This is a genomic window from Pseudomonas atacamensis, from assembly GCF_017167965.1.
In the GTDB taxonomy this organism is placed as follows: domain Bacteria; phylum Pseudomonadota; class Gammaproteobacteria; order Pseudomonadales; family Pseudomonadaceae; genus Aquipseudomonas; species Aquipseudomonas atacamensis.
Genome location: NZ_CP070503.1, coordinates 1,915,614 through 1,934,658, shown reverse-complemented (window position 1 = coordinate 1,934,658; position 19,045 = coordinate 1,915,614). Strand labels below are relative to the sequence as shown.

Below are 19,045 nucleotides of genomic sequence, written 5' to 3'. Positions count from 1 at the left end.
GATTTTGCACAAGCGTAATTTCCATGAATCCCAACCAATTGACCGATCAGCTCGGCCTGTTTCTCGATGTGCTGGAGAGTGGCAGCTTTTCTGCCGCTTCGCGCCGCCATCCGCTGACGCCTTCCGCCGTGGCGCGGCGCATCGATAGCCTGGAAAGTGCCGTCGGCAGTCAGCTGTTCGTGCGCAGCACCCACGCCGTGCTGCCGACTTCGGCCGGTCTGGCCTTTGCCGAGCGGGCGCGACGGATCATCGCCGAGTTGCAACTGGCGCGGGCCGAAGCGGTGTCGTTAAGCAGTGCACCGGAAGGCCTGATCCGCATCGATGCGCCAGCAGCCTTCGGGCGGCGGCATCTGGCGCCGGTGATTGCCGATTTTCTCCTGCTGTATCCGGGACTGGATGTGCAGATGCACCTGATCGACAGCTTCAGCGACATGGCCGGCAGCAGCCTGGGCAAGGTCGATCTGGTGCTGCGTACCGGCCAGTTGGCTGACTCGCGCCTGGTCGCCACGCCATTGGCGAGCATGGTCCGCGTCGCCTGCGCCAGCCCTGACTATCTCAAGCAGCGTGGCGTGCCCGAGCACCCGGCGCAGTTGAGTGAACACGACGGGCTCGACTGGGAGGGCCTTGCGCCGCCGTTTGCCTGGAAATTCGAAGTGGACGGGCAAATGCAATTGCACCGGCCCTCGCGGGTGCGCCTGAGCGCCAACAATGCCGAAGCTCTGGCGTGTGGCGCGGCGGCGGGTCTGGGCGTCGCACACCTGCCGACCTGGCTGGCCAGCGAATACTTGCTGCGCGGCGAACTGGTGCCGCTGTTTTGTGAAAATGGCCTGCCGCCGCCGGAGTCCACCGGCATTTACGCGCTGCGCATGGAACAGCAGGTCCATTCGCGCAGTCGGTTGTTGCTGGAATATCTGAAAACCCGCTTCAGCCCGGTGCCGCCGTGGGATCTGGCGTTGCAACGGCAATTCGCCCGGCACTGACGCCGGACATATTTATCTGGCGCCTTAAAGATTCGAGCGCTAGATTAAAAAACGATCAACGATCAAGGCTTTGACAATGACTTGCGAACGCGACAACTGCGACGACCTTCTGCTCGACAATCAGGCGTGCTTCGCCCTGCATTCGACCTCGCTGATGATGACCAAGGTCTACAAGCCGCTGTTGCAGGCGCTGGGCCTGACCTATCCGCAATATCTGGCGATGATGGTGTTGTGGGAGAAGGACGGCTTGACTGTCGGAGAAATCAGCGCACGCCTGCTGACCGATCCGGGATCGCTGACGCCATTGCTCAAGCGTCTGGAAGCCGAAGGCCTGCTCAGCCGCACCCGCAGTCGCGAAGATGAGCGGGTGGTGATTGTCGAACTGACCGCAGCAGGCCGCGCCTTGCGTGACAAGGCGCAGACCGTGCCGCAGTGCATTCTTGGCGCCAGTGGCTTCACCCTTGAACGCCTGCAGAAATTGCAGGCCGAGCTGCAAGCACTGCGCGGACATCTGCAAGACAGCCTGACCTGATCCTCATTTCCGAGCACAACACTGTCCCTGTGGGAGCGGGCTTGCCCGCGATGGCGACCTGTCAGCCGACATCATTTTGACTGACACTCCGTCTTCGCGGGCAAGCCCGCTCCCACACTGATTTCAGCGCCAACAAAAATATTTTTCCCGCCTGCATTCCCTCGTCAAGCGCTCTAAATCAAGCCTTACCCGCCCCTTCCACGCTATGCCCTTCAGCAAAGCGCGATTTTTGTTAAAAATTTATCTTGCGCGCAAAACATTAGCGCTATACATTCTCTTCACACCTACTTAGCGCGCAAACAATTAGCGCGCAAAACCACAACCCATGAGGCTCACACCATGCAAACTCTCTACACCGCAATCGCAACTTCCACTGGCGGCCGTGACGGTCGTGCGATCTCCAGCGACAACGTACTCGACGTCAAACTGGCCACCCCGAAAGAACTCGGCGGTGCTGGCGGTGCGGCGACCAACCCTGAGCAACTGTTCGCTGCCGGTTACTCGGCCTGCTTCATCGGCGCACTGAAATTCGTCGCCAGCCAGACCAAGCGCAAGATTCCTGACGACGCGTCGATTACCGCGCATGTCGGCATCGGCCAGATCCCTGGCGGTTTCGGTCTGGACATCGATTTGCACATCAGCCTGCCGGGCCTGGAACAAGCCGACGCGCAGTCGCTGGTCGACGCCGCTCACCAGGTCTGCCCGTACTCCAACGCCACCCGTGGCAACGTCGATGTCCGTCTGCACGTGACTGTGTAATCACTCAAGCCCCCGGCCCGAACAAGGAAAAATGAACATGAACACTTTCAGCAAAGTCTTGACCGGTACCCTTCTCGCCCTGTCGGTACACAGCGCTTTCGCCGGTGATGTCGAACACAACACCCAGGCATTTCTCGATGCGCTGAATTCGGGCAGCGGCAAGCCGATCGAGCAGCTGTCGCCCAAGGATGCCCGCGCCGTGCTGGTCGGCGCGCAGTCCGGGGTCAAGTTGACGTTGCCCAAAGCCGATGTCAGCGAGAAGACCATCCAGGTCGATGGTCAACCGCTGAGCCTGACCATCGTCCGGCCGGCCGGGGTCAAGGGTGAGCTGCCGGTGTTCATGTTCTTCCATGGCGGCGGCTGGGTGCTGGGGGACTTCCCGACTCACGAACGTCTGGTGCGCGATCTGGTGGTCGGTTCGGGTGCGGCGGCGGTGTTCGTCAACTACACCCCTTCGCCGGAAGCGCATTACCCGGTGGCGATCAACCAGGCCTACGCTGCGACCAAATGGGTGGCGGAACACGGTAAAGAGATCAATGTCGACGGCAAGCGCCTGGCCGTGGCCGGCAACAGCGTCGGCGGCAACATGGCCGCAGTGGTTGCGCTGATGGCCAAGGACAAGGGCACCCCGGCGATCAAATTCCAGGTACTGCTGTGGCCGGTGACCGATGCCAACTTCGACACCGGTTCGTACAACCAGTACGCCGAAGGGCACTTCCTCACCCGCAACATGATGAAGTGGTTCTGGGACAACTACACCACCGACGCCAAACAGCGTAACGAGATCTACGCTTCACCGCTGCGCGCCACCACCGCACAGCTCAAAGGCCTGCCGCCAGCACTGGTGCAGACTGCCAGCGCCGACGTGCTGCGTGATGAAGGCGAAGCCTATGCGCGCAAACTCGATGAGGCCGGAGTACCGGTAACGTCGGTGCGCTACAACGGCATGATCCATGATTACGGTTTGCTCAACGTGGTCAGCCAGGTACCGGCGGTGCGTTCGGCGATGTTGCAGGCGTCTGAAGAACTGAAGCAACACTTGAAGTAACCACCGTCCCATTGTGGGAGCGAGCCTGCTCGCGAAAGCGTCCCGTCAGACATAGCTTCATTGAATGACACACCGCGTTCGCGAGCAGGCTCGCTCCCACAGGGTTCCGAGTGTTTCTTACAGGCACAAAAAAACCCGACTCAATGGTCGGGTTTTTTCTTTCCGCAAAAAGCAGTGCTTATTTCGCACGGCCTTTGTAGGAACCGCCTTCGCGGGTATCGATCTCGATCATGTCGCCGATTTCGATGAAGTCGGCAACCGACAGCTCGGTACCGTTCTTCAGTTTGGCAGGCTTCATCACCTTGCCGGAAGTGTCACCGCGAGCGGAGCCTTCTGTGTAGTCAACCTGACGCACGATGGTGGTCGGCAGTTCTACGGAAACCAGACGCTCTTCGAAGAACACGGCTTCGCATACGTCGGTCATGCCTTCTTCAACGAAAGGCAGAACGCTTTCGATGTCTTCGGCGTTCAGCTCGTACATGGTGTAGTCAGTGGTGTCCATGAACGTGTAGGTGTCACCGCTGATGAACGACAGGGTGGCTTCTTTACGATCCAGGATTACGTCGTCCAGTTTGTCGTCCGCACCGTAAACGGTTTCGGTCTTGTAACCGGTCAGCAGGTTCTTCAGCTTGGTCTTCATGATCGCGCTGTTACGGCCCGACTTGGTGAATTCAGCTTTCTGAACCAGCCAAGGATCGTTGTCGATACGGATCACGGTACCGGGTTTGAGTTCTTTACCAGTTTTCATTGCGAATATCCGAATTTGGATGGGATTTACAAAAATCTAGGCCGCGTATCATATCCAATTTACATAAAACTGTACCAGCGCCGTGGCAAGATCCGCCTGCAAGGCCTGTTCCAGACACCATGCTTCGGCGTTCTCCTCGAGTTCCGGCCAATGATTTCGCACCGCCAGCCAGTGCTCGCCGATCGGTTGCCCGGCACTCCACGCTCGCCACAGACCGTTCATCGCCTGCGCCGCAGCGGGCGAAAGGCCGTGAGTGTAGAGCGCGAGAAAAGCATCGAGCTTGTCCAGATGGATGTCATCGTCCTGCTGATAGATGTGCCAGAGCATCGGCCGCCCCGCCCATTGCGCGCGAACGAATGAATCTTCACCGCGCACCGCGTTGAAATCGCAGCACCACAGCAGATGGTCGTATTGGTCCTGCCGGACGAACGGCAGCACCTGCACCGTGAGCGAATCGCGCACGTGAATCGCGCCGACCGTCAGGGTTTCGACGTCCAGCCAGCGCGCCACATCGCCGAGAATCCGTCCTTCCGGCACCAGCAGGTGAGTCGGCCGCGCATCGGCCGCCAGCACGTCCAGCCAACTGGCCAGCCCGGGGTTTTCATAAGCAAACAGCGAGATCAGTTGCGCGTCCGGAGCAGGATCGATACCCAAGGCTCGCAGGAAATGTCGCTGGGCCGGCCGATCCTGCTGAAACTGGCGACGCTGTTCGAGCAGTCCGCGTTCGCGCAGCAGGCCACCGGTGCCCGGCTTGAAGCCCGGAAAGAAGAAGAACTTCTGCACCGTTTTGTATTTTACCGACGGCAAGCCGTGGCAGCCGGTAACCCAGTCCTCGGCGCTGAGATAATCGAGGTTGAGCCACAGCGGCGGCGTTTCCCGCGCAGCCATGCTGTCCATGTAATCAGTGGGCAACTGACAGGCGAAGGCGGCGATGACTACGTCGACCGCCTCGGCGTGCAGCCATTCGCTCGGCCACTGTCGCACCTCGACGCCCTGCTGCCATTGCTGCACAACATCGACATCGATCTCAGGACAGAGGCGCTCGAACGCGCGCAGATCATCCACCCACAGGCGCACCGGCAAGGCATGCTCGGCCACCAGCTGCCGGGCCAGGCGCCAGGTCACGCCGATGTCACCGAAGTTATCGACCACGGTGCAGAAAATGTCCCAGCGGGGTTTCGCTTCAGGCATGCCGTTCTCCCGTTGGCAAAAAACCTCGATTGTCCGCATAAATGCGCTCGCGCAGAAGAGCCGACGGCGATTAATCTTCGTGCGACAATCGCCGCTTGCCAGCAACCATCCGCCAGGAGGCCGCCATGCCCTACCGTCCCAATCCCCGTCGTCCTTTGCCTGTTCAGCTTAGCGCGCTGCATCTGACCGGCAGCATTGCGCTGGGCCTGTGGCTGGGGTTCCTGGCGATTGCGCTGACCTGCTGGCTGCTTTCGCGCTTTATCTTTCCCGAGCAACTGGCCCCTGTCGCGCAAGCGGTACAGCAGCGCGTCAATCCCCCGGCTGTGGCGCCCGTGCAGGTTCAGCCTGACATTCCGCCGCAAAGTCCGCTGTTCCAACAGTACGAAGAAAACCTGCGCAAGAATGAACAGCAGGCCCGACTGGATCAGGCGCGCGCCAATTCGCGTAACGCGTCCAATCCGAAATGCCAGTTCTGGCTGCAGCAGGACCAGACCGCGCCGACCGAAAAGAGCCGCGCCAACGTTTTGCAATTCTGCGATTGATCATGAACAAACACAGCGTCCACCAGTTGATTCTCGACAAGCTGCGCATCGACCTCGACATCGCCGAGCGCGCCGCGCAAACCGCTTACGAAACCGCGACCCACGAAGAAAACATCGCCGAAAACAAGTACGACACGCTGGGGCTGGAGGCGTCGTATCTGGCGGCGGGTCAGGCGAAGCGGGTTGAGGAAATCCGTCAGTCACTGGCGCTGTGTCAGAACCTGACGTTGCGTGCCTACGATGAAAATCGCGGCATTGAAGTCGGCGCCCTGCTCGGTCTGGAGGACGAAAAGGGTCGCGAGCAATGGCTGTTTCTGGCGCCGGATGCGGCGGGTCTGAAAGTCGACGTGGTGGGTCAGCCGGTTACCGTCATCACCCCGCGCTCGCCGCTGGGCAAAAGCCTGCTGGGCAAGTTCGAGGGCGATGAGGTGGAGATTCTGGTGGCGGGCACCCGGCAACAGTTTGCTGTCACCGAGGTGCTCTGAAGCGGGTGCTTAGTGAACGGGCAGTTCGACGCCGTCGAACAGCTCTTCGAGCTCTTGCTTGTTGTGGCACTGAATGGCCTTGGCCATGACTTCGCGGGTCAGGTGCGGGGCGAATTTCTCGATGAAGTCGCACATGAAGCCACGCAGGAAAGTGCCACGACGGAAACCGATCTTGGTGATGCTCGACTCGAACAGTTCGCTGGCATCCAGCACCACCAGATCGTTATCGAGTTTGGTATCGACGGCCATTTTAGCGACGATGCCTACGCCCAGGCCCAGGCGCACGTAGGTTTTGATCACGTCGGCGTCAGCAGCGGTGAACACCACTTTCGGCGTCAGGCCACGATGGCTGAAGGCTTCGTCGAGCTTGGAACGGCCGGTGAAACCGAACACGTAAGTGACGATCGGGTATTCGGCCAGCGCTTCGAGGGTCAGCTTCGGCAGCTTGGTCAGCGGGTGGCCATGGGGTACGACCACGCAGCGGTTCCAGCGGTAGCACGGCATCATCACCAGATCACCGAACAGCTCCAGCGCTTCAGTGGCAATGGCGAAATCGACGGTGCCGTCAGCGGCCATTTCGGCGATCTGCATCGGCGAGCCCTGATGCATATGCAGGGCCACGTCCGGGTATTGCTTGATGAAATTGCTGATCACCGGCGGCAGCGCGTAACGTGCCTGGGTGTGGGTGGTGGCGATCGACAGGGTGCCCTTTTTCTCGTTAGAGAATTCCTGGGCAATCTGCTTGATGCTTTCGACTTTGCGCAGGATCTCGCCAGCGGTGGTGATGATGCGCTCGCCGGCCGGGGTGACGCGGGTCAGGTGCTTGCCGCTGCGGGCGAAGACTTCGACGCCCAGTTCATCTTCCAGCAGGCGGATCTGTTTACTGATGCCCGGTTGCGAGGTGTACAGGCTTTGAGCGGTAGCGGAAACGTTGAGGTCGTGGTGCGCCACTTCCCAGATGTAGCGCAGTTGTTGAAGCTTCATATCAATCCCTCAAAGCAGGTAGACGCCACGGGCATCAGCGACGGTATATAACTATATTAATGGTTCGAAGAATAAATCTAGAACTTTTTTATCCAAACGCCATTATTCCTGCTTCAGCGATCCTCACGCCGCCGACGTTCCATCAGCGGCACCAGATAGACCGGCACCTTGGCCAACTGCAGAACCCGCGCCGCCGTGCGCCCCAACGGCGTTTCCGCGCCGACGCCATGGCTGTGACTGCCGACGATCAGCAGATCGACCGAGAGCTTGTGCACCTGATCGAGAATCACCTGCGACGGGTCGCCCTGCAGCACGCGCACCGCGCGTATGCGCTGCAGATCCTGTTCGCCGTCGTCCCCCAGTTCTTCACGAAAGCTGTCGAGCACCCGTTGTTCGATATTGGCGATGACTGTTTTCAGACCCTGACTATGGAATTCGTTCAATGCCTGTTCATCGAGATAGCTTTGCAGCACCGACTCGGCAAACAGGCCCATGGGTTCCACCGCGTGCACTACATACAGATCGGCATTGAAGGTGCGCGCCAAGGCCAGGGCATGCTGCATCACGAACGGTGCGTACAGACCGAGGTCGGTGGCATACAGCATTGAGCGAATCATGGGACCTCCTCGCGAGCCAACGATGGCGGAGATTGATTCAGCTTAGCAGTGCCTTGGCGAGTACGACGTGCGACGCAACGTCCTGAATGAAAAGGCTCTAGATCGGCGGTTCGTTGCTGATGCCATGGGGCACGTGGCCGGTGGCGACCACTTCGCGAGCCAGCTCGCAATGGCCGGTCTGGTCATCGAAGAACACGTCAGCGGCAAAGGCTTCGAGGAACGCCGATTTGGTCAGGCCACCAAGAAACAGCGACTCATCGAGGCGGATATCCCATTCCCGCAAGGTGCGGATCACCCGCTCATGGGCCGGCGCCGAACGCGCGGTCACCAGCGCCGTGCGGATCGGGCAATCGTCATCGGGAAACTCGCGCTGCAACAGATTGAGCGCTGCCAGAAAGCCCTTGAACGGCCCACCGCGCAAAGGCTCGCGTGCTGACTCGCGTTCCTTGGCCTGAAACGCTTCAAGGCCGCCGGACTGATAGACGCGCTCGGACTCGTCCGAGAAGATCACCGCATCACCGTCGAAGGCGATACGCAATTCATCGCTGGCCGCGCGGCTGGCGCCACCGGAGAGAATCGTGGCGGCGGCGAACCCGGCGTCCAGCGCGGCACGCACGTCTTCGGCATGGGTCGAGAGAAACAGGTCGCAGCCAAACGCTTTCAGATACGGATACGGACTGCGCCCGCCGACGAACGCCGCACGAGAAATCGCCAGGCCGTAATGATGAATCGAATTGAACACGCGCAGACCGGTGTCGGCGCTGTTGCGGGAAACCAGAATCACCTCGACCCGCGCGCGGCCGAGGCGACTGTTCAGGCTCAGGAGTTTTTCCACCAGCGGGAACGCATCGCCCGGCGCGAGGATTTCGTCTTCGTGCTCGATCTGATATTGCCGATAGGCTTCGACTCCGCTCGACAGGTAGACCTTGTGGCTTTCGCTCAGGTCGAACAAGACGCGCGAGGAAATCGCCAGCACCAGTTTGTCATCGATGTTATTGGCCATGCCTTCCCCCAGAACAACCGACTCAGGTATTGCGTCGGTCGATAAAACCCAAATGGCGATACAACGCCTCGATGCGTGGCAACTCGCAGCCCGCCGCTTTCGCCGCCGCCAGTGGCCGGGCGTAGATCGCCTCCAGCTCCAGCGGGCGTTTGTGTGCAAAGTCGTGGTACATGCTCGGCCAGTAATCGGGCATTTTTTCCGTCATGGTGAACAGGTACTCGGCATAGCCGGGCGGGATCTCGTATCCACAGGCCTTGGCACCCTGAACCACTTCCGCCATCAACGCCTGAATCGACAGGCGGCTGTCAGCATCAGCCATCAGCGCTTCGGTTCCCGCGCCGAGCAATACTGAAAGTCCGTTATAGGGAATATTCCACACCAGTTTCTGCCAGCGCGCCTGATGCAGGTTGGCCATCGCTTGAGAGTCGATGCCGGCGGCACGGAACAGCCCGGCGCCCTCCTCGACGATCGCCATACGCGCTACTTCATCAATGGCCGAGCCGCTGTGATAACCGACATTCACCGCGCCAAGGGCCTGATGGGTAATCTGCCCCGGCCCCTCGCGGTGCACGCAGATCAGGCACAGACCACCGAGCAGATGCAGCGAATCCGGCAACAGTGGCCGCAGGCTGTCTTCGACATCCAGACCGTTCTGCAGCAACAGCACTTTTGCATCGGGTTTAGCGGCTTGAATGATCGCCGGGGCCAGACCGGCGTTGCTGGTGGTCTTGGTGCCGACCAGCAGCCAGTCACAGGGTGGCATGTCTTCGGCAGCGGAATAGGCATTGGCCGGATTCAGCGTCAACGGCCCGTGCACCGCACTGTTGATCTGCAAACCGCGCTCAGCCACGGCGGAAAATTCGCTGCGTAACAAAAAGTGCACGTCAAACCCGGCACGCGCCAGCATCACCCCGTAAAACCCGCCGATCGCACCGGTGCCAATAATTCCCACCACCGGTTTGCTGACTGTCTCGCTCATGGCAACTCCTCTGCAATTCGACCCAGCGCCTGCGCTACTGCCTGGTTGAGTTGGTCAACCGTCAGACGAGTGTGCACTGCGCCAAAGAACTCGCCGTCGCGCACCACAAACAGCGCCGGCAAATGAAACACCTGATAACGCTCGACCAGGCCGCCGTTGTTGCCGGCGTCGATCCAGCACAGCCGATCGATCGCCAGCGGCAATCCCGGCAACACCTCGCGGGCATAACGACAACTGGCACAGCCGACGCTGGTGAAGATCACCAGAGAAACCCCGCGCATCGCCAGCAGCCGCTGGTCGGCGTCGAAGTCGGTCAGCTCGGATTCGACCACTATACTGGGGGAAACAATGTCAGATGGCCGACACAGGGAGTCTGTGCTCATGGGACGTTTCATTCCTCATCCGGACGAAGTGCCGGTTGAATTGACGTTACTCAAGCCTGAATGCATTTCCAGACAACAGCTGCACACTATCAGCCTCGGCGGCATCGCTTGCAATTACCACCGCGCCTGGCGCCACGGCACTGCACTGCAAGTACGCATGCCGACGCTGAATGCCGACTTCTGTTATCCGGGCTATGTGGCCTGGTGTCTGCGGCGTAAAAAAGGCTATCTGGTGGGCATTGCCTTCACTGACGAACAGACCCTGTTCAGCGCGCGAATGGGTGAGCAGGTGTGTCAGATCGAACGCTATTCGCGCATGCAGGACAGCCACGACGATCTGCAGGATAGTCAGGCGCTGGCCCTGCAATGGGTCGAGGAGCATGCGGAAGAGTTCTCCCACGACAACCTGCGCAAGGCTTTTGCGCAGCCAGCGCTGGACTAAAGCACGGTTTGCCCATTGTCGAGCCGCCTCTGACGCGCTAAGGTTCGGCTCCCCCGACGCGCTAAATCTGCTGTGCTCCGCCGCGCGGGGATCGCTGGCGGCCGGCACCCGTGACCTGACGAGTAAACGATGGCTGATTTACCGATCAACGACCTAAACGTCGCCTCTAACGAGACCCTGATCACTCCCGATCAGCTCAAGCGTGATATCCCCCTGAGCGACGCCGCCCTGCGCACCGTCACCAAGGGCCGCGAAGTCATTCGCAACATTCTCGATGGCACCGACCACCGTCTGTTCGTCGTGATCGGCCCGTGCTCGATTCACGACATCAAGGCTGCCCACGAATACGCCGATCGCCTCAAGGTGCTCGCCGAGGAAGTCTCCGACACCCTGTATCTTGTCATGCGCGTGTATTTCGAGAAGCCGCGCACCACCGTCGGCTGGAAAGGTCTGATCAACGATCCGTATCTGGACGACTCGTTCAAGATCCAGGACGGTCTGCACATCGGTCGTCAGTTGCTGCTCGACCTGGCCGAGAAAGGCCTGCCGACCGCGACCGAAGCCCTCGACCCGATCTCCCCGCAGTATCTGCAGGATCTGATCAGCTGGTCGGCCATCGGCGCGCGTACCACCGAATCGCAGACTCACCGCGAAATGGCTTCCGGCCTGTCCTCGGCGGTCGGCTTCAAGAACGGCACCGATGGCGGCCTGACCGTGGCGATCAACGCCTTGCAGTCGGTGTCCAGCCCGCACCGTTTCCTCGGCATCAACCAGGAAGGTGGCGTGTCGATCGTCACCACCAAAGGCAACGCCTACGGTCACGTGGTGTTGCGTGGCGGTAACGGCAAGCCGAACTATGATTCGGTCAGCGTGGCCCTGTGCGAGCAGGCGCTGAACAAAGCGAAGATCAAGCCGAACATCATGGTCGATTGCAGCCACGCCAACTCCAACAAGGACCCGGCCCTGCAACCGCTGGTGATGGAGAACGTCGCCAACCAGATCCTCGAAGGCAACCAGTCGATCATCGGCCTGATGGTCGAAAGCCACCTGAATTGGGGCTGCCAGGCAATCCCGAAAGACCTCGCCGACCTGCAATACGGCGTGTCGATCACCGATGCCTGCATCGATTGGTCCGCTACCGAAAACACCTTGCGCAGCATGCATGCCAAGCTCAAGGACGTATTGCCGAAGCGTCAGCGCACGTAAGCTGCGTTTTACGGGCATAAAAAAACGCCGGACATTGTCCGGCGTTTTTGTGTGTGCGTTTCAGATCTTCGCGGCGCGACGCTGATGGCGTTCCATGTAGCGCTCGACGTAGGAGCAAGACGGGATCACCGTGTAGCCCATTTCTTCGGCGTATTGCAGCGCGCGTTCAGTCAGCGCTGCGGCAATGCCACGGCCGCGCAGGGCATTAGGCACGAAGGTGCGGTAGATATCCAGGGTCTGCTTGCCCAGATCCATGTAGGTCAGGTAAGCACGATGACCGTCCACAGTGGTCTCGAATTGATGACCAGCCTGGTCATGGTGGATGGACAACGCCTCGCTCATCACTACTCCTCGCGGGTCTTGAATTGTGACCCCTACCTTACCGATGTTTTTCCGGCGAAGGAACATCTACGCCACCCCGTGCCTGATGGACACTGAGAAGAGCCACACCGATCTCGCGCAATCTGACACCTGCTGAATAGTAGGCACCATTGGCGAAAATGCTCAAGGTACGCTCGTCATCGGATGGTTTGCGTGCATTGGCATCGATGGTCGCAGGTTCGGCCGCAAGACAATCTTTGCGTGCCGTTTGCCTGAACATTGCCGGAATGTTGAGACTTAAGACGTGCAACCTTTTTTAAAGTCACCTGTACATCAACAAAGATACGCGAAGCGCTTCGCAGAACCTGAACAAAAGTGTGGACGAATTCATTTAGAAAGACTTTAGCCGAAGTCGCAAAAACAGCGCACGAGGGCGGGAACTTTTTCCGTTTGAGTCGCTCACGCCGGGGCTTGCAGCTGGATATTTTTTATACAGCGCAGTTAAAAGTTGCTCGAAAAAGAATCAACGCCTACAATTTTTTTTGCTTCTTGCGCTACGTCAGTTTACTTACTACAAGTAATGGGTAGTATGTACGCCGGCTATTTCCTCAATCGTGAGGAGACAGTCACTTAATTTGAAAGTCCTTGAAGGGGAACACGATGAACAACGTTCTGAAATTCTCTGCTCTGGCTCTGGCCGCAGTTCTGGCTACCGGTTGCAGCAGCGCATCGAAAGAAACCGAAGCACGTCTGACCGCTACTGAAGACGCAGCTGCTCGCTCCCAGGCTCGTGCAGACGAAGCTTACCGTAAAGCTGATGAAGCTCTGGCTGCTGCTCAAAAAGCACAACAGACTGCTGACGAAGCTAACGAGCGTGCTCTGCGCATGCTGGAAAAAGCTAGCCGCAAGTAATAATCCCTCGGGATTGTTATCGAGCCGATCCGGTTATCCGGGTCGGCTTTTTTGTGCCCGGCGCTTTTCTCCGGGCAGTAAAAAACCCGCCGACACTGCTCGCATCGGCGGGTTTTCAATCAGCTCTTATTGCTGCAGATCGATCGGTGCACTGCTCACCATTGGCGCCGAGGTATTCGGCACGGCGATCTCTACCGGCAGGCCGTCTTCGGCGGCGACCACATCACGCACCACATCCCAGTTCATGCGCAAATTGCTGGTGATGTCTTCACGCTTGAGCATCGCGTTGATCACCGCGGTGTGCTTGTCGACTACCGACGGGTTGCCCTTGTCGTCGAGCGGCGTGTGCGCTTCCAGATAGACCTTGCCGCCACTGCGACCGAACTTGTACGGGTCGTTGATGATGCGCACCGAGGTGCCGACCGGGACCATGCCGGCCATTTCCAGCACGTTGTTGTTGAACATGCGGAAGCAGCCGTGGCTGGTGCGCATGCCGATGCCGAACTTCTTGTTCGAACCGTGGATCAGGTAGCCCGGCGTGCCGAGGGTGAACTTGAACGGCCCCAGCGGGTTATCAGGACCGGCCGGCACCACATTCGGCAGCGGATCACCGTCAGCAGCGTGTTCGGCCTTGATCGAAGCCGGAGGCGTCCACGTCGGGTTCGGTGTCTTGGCGATGATCGAGGTGTGCGCGATCGGCGAGCCCCAGCCTTCGCGGCCGATACCCAGCGGGAACGTGTACACCACGTCGCGGCCTTTCGGATAGTAATAGAGACGGTATTCGGCGAGGTTGATGACGATGCCTTCACGCGGGCCCGGCGGCAGGATGAAGCGCGTCGGCAGGACGATCTCGGTACCGGCGCCAGGCAGCCAGGCATCGATGCCCGGGTTGGCCGCAACCATTTCCGAATAGCCCAGATCGTAGGTGGTGCCCAGGTCGGCGAAGGTGTCTTCGTACTTGGCTTTGATCACCTGCACCTGGCCGACGATGTCCTCGCCGGGTGGTGGCAGGGGAAGCTCCAATGCAGCAACGGGACCGGCCACACACAGGGCGGCAAGTGACAGGCAGCGGGTGACGGCAGGAAAGCGCGGCAACATCCGGAAAATCCTTCGCATGATCATCAAGGGTATAAGGGCGCGATTGTACACCGCGGCTTGGGGATTCGGGGAGGTAGCACCGCTATTGGCGACAGGGTGCTCCCGCACTTTGATCTTGAGCGCTCAGAGTTCGAATCGCAGCTCAGGCCAGATCGGCGAGGTGCCGCGCTTCTGCGATTCGAGAATCGCCCGGCACAGCGAGCACAGACGCTGATCCTGGAACACCCGGCGATCAACATTCGACCAGCGCGGTTGCGCCGGCAGCAGAGTGCCGCACAGCGTGCGATCGGCCGAGCCACCGAGTTCCAGCTGCCGCGTCACCAGATGCACCCGCACTTCCTGGCAGGCGAACAGATCCAGCTGCTCGTCAGGCTCGATCAGTTGGTAGGCAAACAGGGACCAGGCAGGACGCGGCATCGGGGGCTCCAAATTAGGGGGCGCCACATTAGCCGAAAGCCTGCCACTAGAAAAGCCTCATAAGAGCGGTTTTAGCGTCGGCCAGACATTTTCCAGCAACTTGCTCTGAGCCCCGGCCGCCGGGTGCAGACCGTCGGCCTGCATCAGGTCCGGATGACCACCGACACCTTCGAGAAAAAACGGCACCAACGGGATGTTTTTCTCTTCGGCGAGCTTGCCGTAAACCTCGGCGAACGAATCGGTGTAGCGCTTGCCATAATTGGGTGGCAACTGCATGCCGAGCAGCAGCACTTTCGCGCCGCTCTGCCGCGAGCTGTCGATCATCGAGGCAAGATTTTGTTGCAATTGCGTTGGCGGCATCCCGCGCAGGCCGTCATTGCCACCCAGCTCGAGGATCACCAACTCCGGCTTATGCTCTGCAAGCAGCGCCGGCAGCCGCGCCTGGCCTCCGGCACTGGTGTCGCCACTGATCGAGGCGTTGACCACTTTATCGTCGAAACCCTCCTGTTTGAGCCGCTGCTCAAGCAGCGACACCCACCCCAGACGGGTATCCAGGCCGAAACCGGCGCTGATACTATCGCCAACGATCAGGACAGTACCCGCCGCTGCGTTCTGGGCCATGCACATCAAGGCCAGGCCAGCACTCAAAAACCATACACGCATCGGATTCTCCATGGGCGCAAGCATTCTCACCGCGAAGAACCTCAGCAAAGTGGTCCCTAGCGCGGAAGGTGAACTGACTATCCTGCACGAACTCAGCCTGGAACTGAACAAGGGCGACAGCCTGGCCATCGTCGGCGCGTCCGGTTCCGGCAAATCCACCCTCCTCGGCCTGCTCGCCGGCCTCGACCTGCCGAGCAGCGGCGAAGTCACTCTCGCCGGCCAGGGCCTGAGCAATCTCGACGAAGACCAGCGCGCACGAATCCGCGCCGAGCACGTCGGGTTTGTCTTCCAGTCATTTCAGTTGCTCGACAGCCTGAATGCGCTGGAGAACGTCATGCTGCCGCTTGAGCTCGACGGCCGCAAAGATGCCCGCGAGCGCGCCACGCAATTGCTCCAGCGCGTCGGCCTTGGCCAGCGCCTGACCCACTCGCCGCGCCAGCTCTCCGGCGGTGAACAGCAGCGCGTGGCCATCGCCCGCGCCTTCGCGGCCGAACCGGACGTGCTGTTCGCCGACGAGCCGACCGGCAACCTCGACAGCCACACCGGCGAGCGCATCAGCGACTTGCTGTTCGAATTGAACAAGGAACGCGGCACCACCCTGGTGCTGGTGACCCACGACGAACGCCTGGCCCATCGCTGCCGGCGCCTGATCCGTCTTGAAGCCGGGCTGCTGGTCGCCCCTCTGGAGCCTTGATGGCACGTCTGCCGCTGTTGCGTCTGTTCAGCCTTGCCCTGCGCCAGCTCATGCGCGATGCCCGCGCCGGTGAGCTGCGCGTGTTGTTCTTTGCGCTGGTGGTGGCCGTCGCGGCAAGCACCGCGATTGGCTACTTCGGCGCCCGCCTCAATGGCGCGATGATGCTGCGCGCTACCGAGTTTCTCGGTGCCGATCTGGTCCTTGAAGGCAGCTCGCCGGCCCGCGAGGAGCAAATCCGCAGCGGCACCGAACTGCGCCTGAATCATGCACAAGTGGTGGAGTTTTCCAGCGTCATTGCCACCGACAACGGCATTCAGTTATCCAGCATCAAAGCCGTCGACCGCGCCTATCCACTGCGTGGCGAGCTGAAGAGCGCGCCCGCACCCTTTGCCCAGGAAGAAGTCGGCGGCGAACCGCAACCCGGTGAAGCCTGGGTCGAGGCGCGTCTGTTGACTGCGCTGGATCTGAAGATCGGCGACAACATCGACGTCGGCATGAAGACGCTCAAGCTGACCCGCGTGCTGACCTACGAGCCGGATCGCGCCGGCAACTTCTACAGCCTGACGCCACGGGTGCTGATCAATCTTGACGACCTCGCCGCCACCGGCGTGGTGCAACCGGGCAGCCGGGTAAGCTATCGAGAACTGTGGCGCGGTGAACCGCAGACGCTGGAAACCTATCGTGAGTTGATCAAACCGGGCCTCGCTGCAAACCAGCGAATCCAGGATGCCCGCGACGGCAACCGACAGATTGGCGGCGCGCTGGGCAAGGCCGAGCGCTACCTGAACATGGCCAGTCTGGTTGCGGTATTGCTGGCTGGCGTAGCCGTGGCGTTGTCGGCGAACCGTTTCGCCAGTCGACGTTTCGACGCCAGTGCCTTGCTGCGCTGCCTCGGCTTGTCGCGCCGGGAAACCATGGTGCTGTTCAGCCTGCAACTGACCGTGCTCGGCCTGGTTGCCGCCATCAGTGGCGCGCTGCTCGGCTGGCTGGCGCAACTGGGGCTGTTCGCCCTGCTGCATGATTTGCTGCCAAGTGACGTACCGCCGGGCGGGCTGTTTCCGGCGATGGCCGGGATTGGCACCGGGCTGGTGGCGCTGGCGGGTTTTGCCTTGCCGCCATTGGCTGCACTGGGTCGCGTGCCGCCGCTGCGGGTGTTGCGCCGCGACATGCTGCCGATCCCCTCGAGCACATGGATGGTCTATGGCGCGGCGCTGGGTGCGCTGGGCCTGATCATGTGGCGCCTGAGCCTCGACCTGCTGCTGACCTTCGCCCTGCTTGGCGGCGGCGTGGTCGCCGCACTGGTGCTGGGCGGCCTGCTGTTGTTGCTGCTGCAAAGCCTGCGCCGCCTGCTCGCCCGCGCCTCGTTGCCCTGGCGTCTGGGCCTTGGCCAGTTGTTGCGGCATCCATTGGCGGCGGCCGGGCAGTCGCTGGCGTTCGGTCTGATCCTGTTGTCGATGGCGCTGATCGCGCTGCTGCGCGGCGAACTGCTCGACACCTGGCAGAACCAGCTACCGAAAAACGCGCCGAACTACTTCGCGCTGAATATCCTGCCAGCGGACAAACAGGCTTTCGCCGATCACCTGATCAAGGTGTCCGCGCAAGCGGCGCCGTTGTATCCGGTGGTGCCAGGACGACTGATCAGCATCAATGGCGAGGCGGTGCAGCAAATCGTCAGCAAGGACTCCGCCGGTGACCGCGCCATTCAGCGTGACCTGAGCCTGACCTGGGCGGCGGATCTGCCGGCCGGCAACAAGCTCACCGCCGGCTCGTGGTGGAGCGGCCAGCCGTCCGACGACGTGCCGGGGGTTTCGGTGGAAGGCAAGGTGGCCGAAAGCCTGAAACTCAAACTCGGCGATCACATGGTGTTCAGCGTTGGCGGGGTCAATCGCGAAGCAAAGGTCACCAGCCTGCGCGAGATCAACTGGGACAATTTCCAGCCGAACTTCTTCATGATCTTTCAGCCCGGCACTCTGAAGGATCTGCCGGCGACCTACCTGACCAGTTTCTACCTGGCCCCTGGGCATGATCAGCAGATCGTCGAGCTGTCGCGGACCTTCCCGGCGGTGACCATCCTGCAGGTCGAAGCCTTGCTCGAACAGCTGCGCAGCATCCTCGCTCAGGTCACCCTGGCGGTGGAATATGTGTTGTTGTTTGTTTTGGCTGCGGGGATGGCGGTGCTGTTCTCCGGTCTGCAAGCGACGCTGGATGAACGCATTCGCCAAGGGGCGCTGTTGCGTGCGCTGGGCGCCGAGCGGCAGTTGCTGATCAAGGCGCGGCGTATCGAGTTCGGTTTGTTGGGTGCGGTCAGCGGTCTGCTCGCGGCGATCGGTTCGGAGGTGGTCAGTCTGGTGCTGTACCGCTTCGCTTTTGATCTGCCATGGCATCCGCATCCATGGCTGCTGGTGCTACCGCTGATTGGCGCCGCGCTGATCGGTGGTGCCGGCGTGTTCGGCACCCGTCGGGCGTTGAACGCCAGCCCGCTGACAGTGTTGCGCGAGGGTTGATAGACTCACGCGGTCTTAATCACAAGAAGTCGCCATGAGCCGTTATCGCCCTCCCCGCACCGCCGGCACCGCGCTGATCACCCCTGAAGGTGAAGCGCGGATGCGCGCCGAATTCCATGAGTTGTGGCATGTGCGTCGCCCGCAGGTCACGCAGGCGGTGAGTGAAGCGGCCGCGCAGGGCGATCGCTCGGAAAACGCCGAGTACACCTACGGCAAGAAGATGCTGCGCGAAATCGACAGCCGTGTGCGCTTTCTCACCAAACGCCTGGAAGCGCTCAAGGTGGTCAGCGAAAAACCCAGCGATCCGAACAAGGTCTATTTCGGCGCCTGGGTGACCATCGAAGACGAAGACGGCAAGCAATCGCGCTACCGCATCGTCGGCCCCGATGAACTGGACCTTAAACAGGGTTTGATCAGCATCGACTCGCCGCTGGCCCGCGCGCTGATCGGCAAGGCACTCGACGCGGAAGTGCGGGTGCAGACGCCGACCGGCGAGCAGTTCGTTTACATCGTTGCGATTGAATACCCGTAAGCACC

At 60.6% G+C, this 19,045-nt stretch carries 23 protein-coding genes; 12 read left to right on the top strand and 11 right to left on the bottom strand.

The window, feature by feature from the left end:
* Positions 1-23 precede the first annotated feature (23 nt).
* The 4 genes from JWU58_RS08880 (at position 24) to JWU58_RS08865 (ending at position 3,319) form a co-directional block, all read left to right on the top strand.
* Positions 24-980, top strand: a complete 957-nt coding sequence (locus JWU58_RS08880; RefSeq protein ID WP_016770867.1) for a LysR family transcriptional regulator — start codon at positions 24-26, stop codon at positions 978-980.
* Positions 981-1,056: 76 nt separating this feature from the next.
* A complete protein-coding gene (locus tag JWU58_RS08875; RefSeq protein WP_024013772.1) occupies positions 1,057-1,512 on the top strand; it encodes a MarR family winged helix-turn-helix transcriptional regulator in 456 nt (151 codons plus the stop codon).
* 339 nt (positions 1,513-1,851) lie between these two features.
* Positions 1,852-2,271 (top strand): organic hydroperoxide resistance protein, encoded by a 420-nt coding sequence (locus JWU58_RS08870; protein ID WP_007940002.1) that lies wholly within the window; start codon positions 1,852-1,854, stop codon positions 2,269-2,271.
* Between the two features lie 37 nt (positions 2,272-2,308).
* A complete protein-coding gene (locus JWU58_RS08865) occupies positions 2,309-3,319 on the top strand; it encodes an alpha/beta hydrolase (RefSeq protein ID WP_024013773.1) in 1,011 nt (336 codons plus the stop codon).
* Between the two features lie 178 nt (positions 3,320-3,497).
* Here JWU58_RS08865 and JWU58_RS08860 read toward each other — a convergent pair whose 3' ends face one another.
* Complete coding sequence (locus JWU58_RS08860) at positions 3,498-4,067, bottom strand: elongation factor P (protein WP_003226785.1); 570 nt, start codon at positions 4,065-4,067, stop codon at positions 3,498-3,500.
* A 48-nt stretch (positions 4,068-4,115) separates the two neighbouring features.
* Positions 4,116-5,258 (bottom strand): elongation factor P maturation arginine rhamnosyltransferase EarP, encoded by a 1,143-nt coding sequence (gene earP / locus JWU58_RS08855; RefSeq protein WP_206421780.1) that lies wholly within the window; start codon positions 5,256-5,258, stop codon positions 4,116-4,118.
* 125 nt (positions 5,259-5,383) lie between these two features.
* Between earP and JWU58_RS08850 the strand changes: the two genes are divergently transcribed.
* A complete protein-coding gene (locus JWU58_RS08850) occupies positions 5,384-5,800 on the top strand; it encodes a hypothetical protein (RefSeq protein ID WP_056788478.1) in 417 nt (138 codons plus the stop codon).
* Between the two features lie 2 nt (positions 5,801-5,802).
* The gene (locus JWU58_RS08845; RefSeq protein ID WP_071173126.1) at positions 5,803-6,285 is read left to right on the top strand and encodes a GreA/GreB family elongation factor; all 483 of its coding nucleotides are present in this window, start codon (positions 5,803-5,805) and stop codon (positions 6,283-6,285) included.
* 9 nt (positions 6,286-6,294) lie between these two features.
* On the opposite strand, the gene cysB is transcribed toward JWU58_RS08845, so the two are convergent.
* The 5 genes from cysB to JWU58_RS08820 all read right to left on the bottom strand — a co-directional run bounded on the left by cysB (position 6,295) and on the right by JWU58_RS08820 (position 10,251).
* Positions 6,295-7,269, bottom strand: coding sequence for an HTH-type transcriptional regulator CysB (gene cysB, locus JWU58_RS08840; RefSeq protein WP_016770873.1), 975 nt, complete (start codon positions 7,267-7,269; stop codon positions 6,295-6,297).
* 113 nt (positions 7,270-7,382) lie between these two features.
* Positions 7,383-7,886, bottom strand: a complete 504-nt coding sequence (locus JWU58_RS08835; protein WP_016770874.1) for a universal stress protein — start codon at positions 7,884-7,886, stop codon at positions 7,383-7,385.
* A gap of 97 nt (positions 7,887-7,983) precedes the next feature.
* Positions 7,984-8,889: a 5'-nucleotidase gene (locus tag JWU58_RS08830; RefSeq protein ID WP_206421779.1), complete on the bottom strand. Its 906-nt coding sequence runs from the start codon at positions 8,887-8,889 to the stop codon at positions 7,984-7,986.
* 22 nt (positions 8,890-8,911) lie between these two features.
* Positions 8,912-9,868: a putative 2-dehydropantoate 2-reductase gene (locus JWU58_RS08825; RefSeq protein WP_206421778.1), complete on the bottom strand. Its 957-nt coding sequence runs from the start codon at positions 9,866-9,868 to the stop codon at positions 8,912-8,914.
* Complete coding sequence (locus JWU58_RS08820) at positions 9,865-10,251, bottom strand: thioredoxin family protein (RefSeq protein ID WP_122700135.1); 387 nt, start codon at positions 10,249-10,251, stop codon at positions 9,865-9,867. Before JWU58_RS08820 ends, JWU58_RS08825 begins: the two co-directional genes overlap by 4 nt.
* Here JWU58_RS08820 and JWU58_RS08815 point away from each other — a divergent pair.
* Complete coding sequence (locus JWU58_RS08815; protein ID WP_024013780.1) at positions 10,250-10,693, top strand: PilZ domain-containing protein; 444 nt, start codon at positions 10,250-10,252, stop codon at positions 10,691-10,693. The two genes, JWU58_RS08820 and JWU58_RS08815, sit on opposite strands and share 2 nt — an antisense overlap.
* A 129-nt stretch (positions 10,694-10,822) precedes the next feature.
* Positions 10,823-11,899, top strand: coding sequence for a 3-deoxy-7-phosphoheptulonate synthase (locus JWU58_RS08810; RefSeq protein WP_016770878.1), 1,077 nt, complete (start codon positions 10,823-10,825; stop codon positions 11,897-11,899).
* A gap of 60 nt (positions 11,900-11,959) precedes the next feature.
* Here the strand turns inward: JWU58_RS08810 and JWU58_RS08805 are convergent, their stop codons facing one another.
* The gene (locus JWU58_RS08805; protein ID WP_016770879.1) at positions 11,960-12,241 is read right to left on the bottom strand and encodes a GNAT family N-acetyltransferase; all 282 of its coding nucleotides are present in this window, start codon (positions 12,239-12,241) and stop codon (positions 11,960-11,962) included.
* Between the two features lie 639 nt (positions 12,242-12,880).
* Here JWU58_RS08805 and oprI point away from each other — a divergent pair.
* Entirely contained in the window at positions 12,881-13,132 is a 252-nt protein-coding gene (gene oprI, locus JWU58_RS08800) for an outer membrane lipoprotei OprI (RefSeq protein ID WP_003183784.1), read from the top strand.
* A 126-nt stretch (positions 13,133-13,258) separates the two neighbouring features.
* On the opposite strand, the gene JWU58_RS08795 is transcribed toward oprI, so the two are convergent.
* The 3 genes from JWU58_RS08795 to JWU58_RS08785 form a co-directional block, all read right to left on the bottom strand.
* Positions 13,259-14,230, bottom strand: coding sequence for a L,D-transpeptidase family protein (locus JWU58_RS08795; protein WP_024013783.1), 972 nt, complete (start codon positions 14,228-14,230; stop codon positions 13,259-13,261).
* A 123-nt stretch (positions 14,231-14,353) separates the two neighbouring features.
* Positions 14,354-14,647, bottom strand: a complete 294-nt coding sequence (locus tag JWU58_RS08790; protein ID WP_016770881.1) for a hypothetical protein — start codon at positions 14,645-14,647, stop codon at positions 14,354-14,356.
* A gap of 57 nt (positions 14,648-14,704) precedes the next feature.
* Positions 14,705-15,310 (bottom strand): arylesterase, encoded by a 606-nt coding sequence (locus JWU58_RS08785; protein ID WP_122746659.1) that lies wholly within the window; start codon positions 15,308-15,310, stop codon positions 14,705-14,707.
* Between the two features lie 10 nt (positions 15,311-15,320).
* On the opposite strand from JWU58_RS08785, the gene JWU58_RS08780 reads away from it, so the two are divergent.
* Genes JWU58_RS08780 through greB form a run of 3 tightly spaced genes read left to right on the top strand, consistent with a single transcriptional unit; the run spans position 15,321 to position 19,040 of the window.
* Positions 15,321-16,004 carry an ABC transporter ATP-binding protein gene (locus tag JWU58_RS08780; RefSeq protein ID WP_016770883.1) on the top strand — a complete coding sequence of 228 codons (684 nt, stop codon included), beginning with the start codon at positions 15,321-15,323 and terminating at the stop codon, positions 16,002-16,004.
* A complete protein-coding gene (locus JWU58_RS08775) occupies positions 16,004-18,508 on the top strand; it encodes an ABC transporter permease (RefSeq protein ID WP_206421777.1) in 2,505 nt (834 codons plus the stop codon). Before JWU58_RS08780 ends, JWU58_RS08775 begins: the two co-directional genes overlap by 1 nt.
* Before the next feature lie 34 nt (positions 18,509-18,542).
* On the top strand, positions 18,543-19,040 hold the full coding sequence (gene greB / locus JWU58_RS08770) for a transcription elongation factor GreB (RefSeq protein ID WP_071173132.1): 498 nt from the start codon (positions 18,543-18,545) through the stop codon (positions 19,038-19,040).
* The last annotated feature ends 5 nt before the right edge of the window (positions 19,041-19,045 follow it).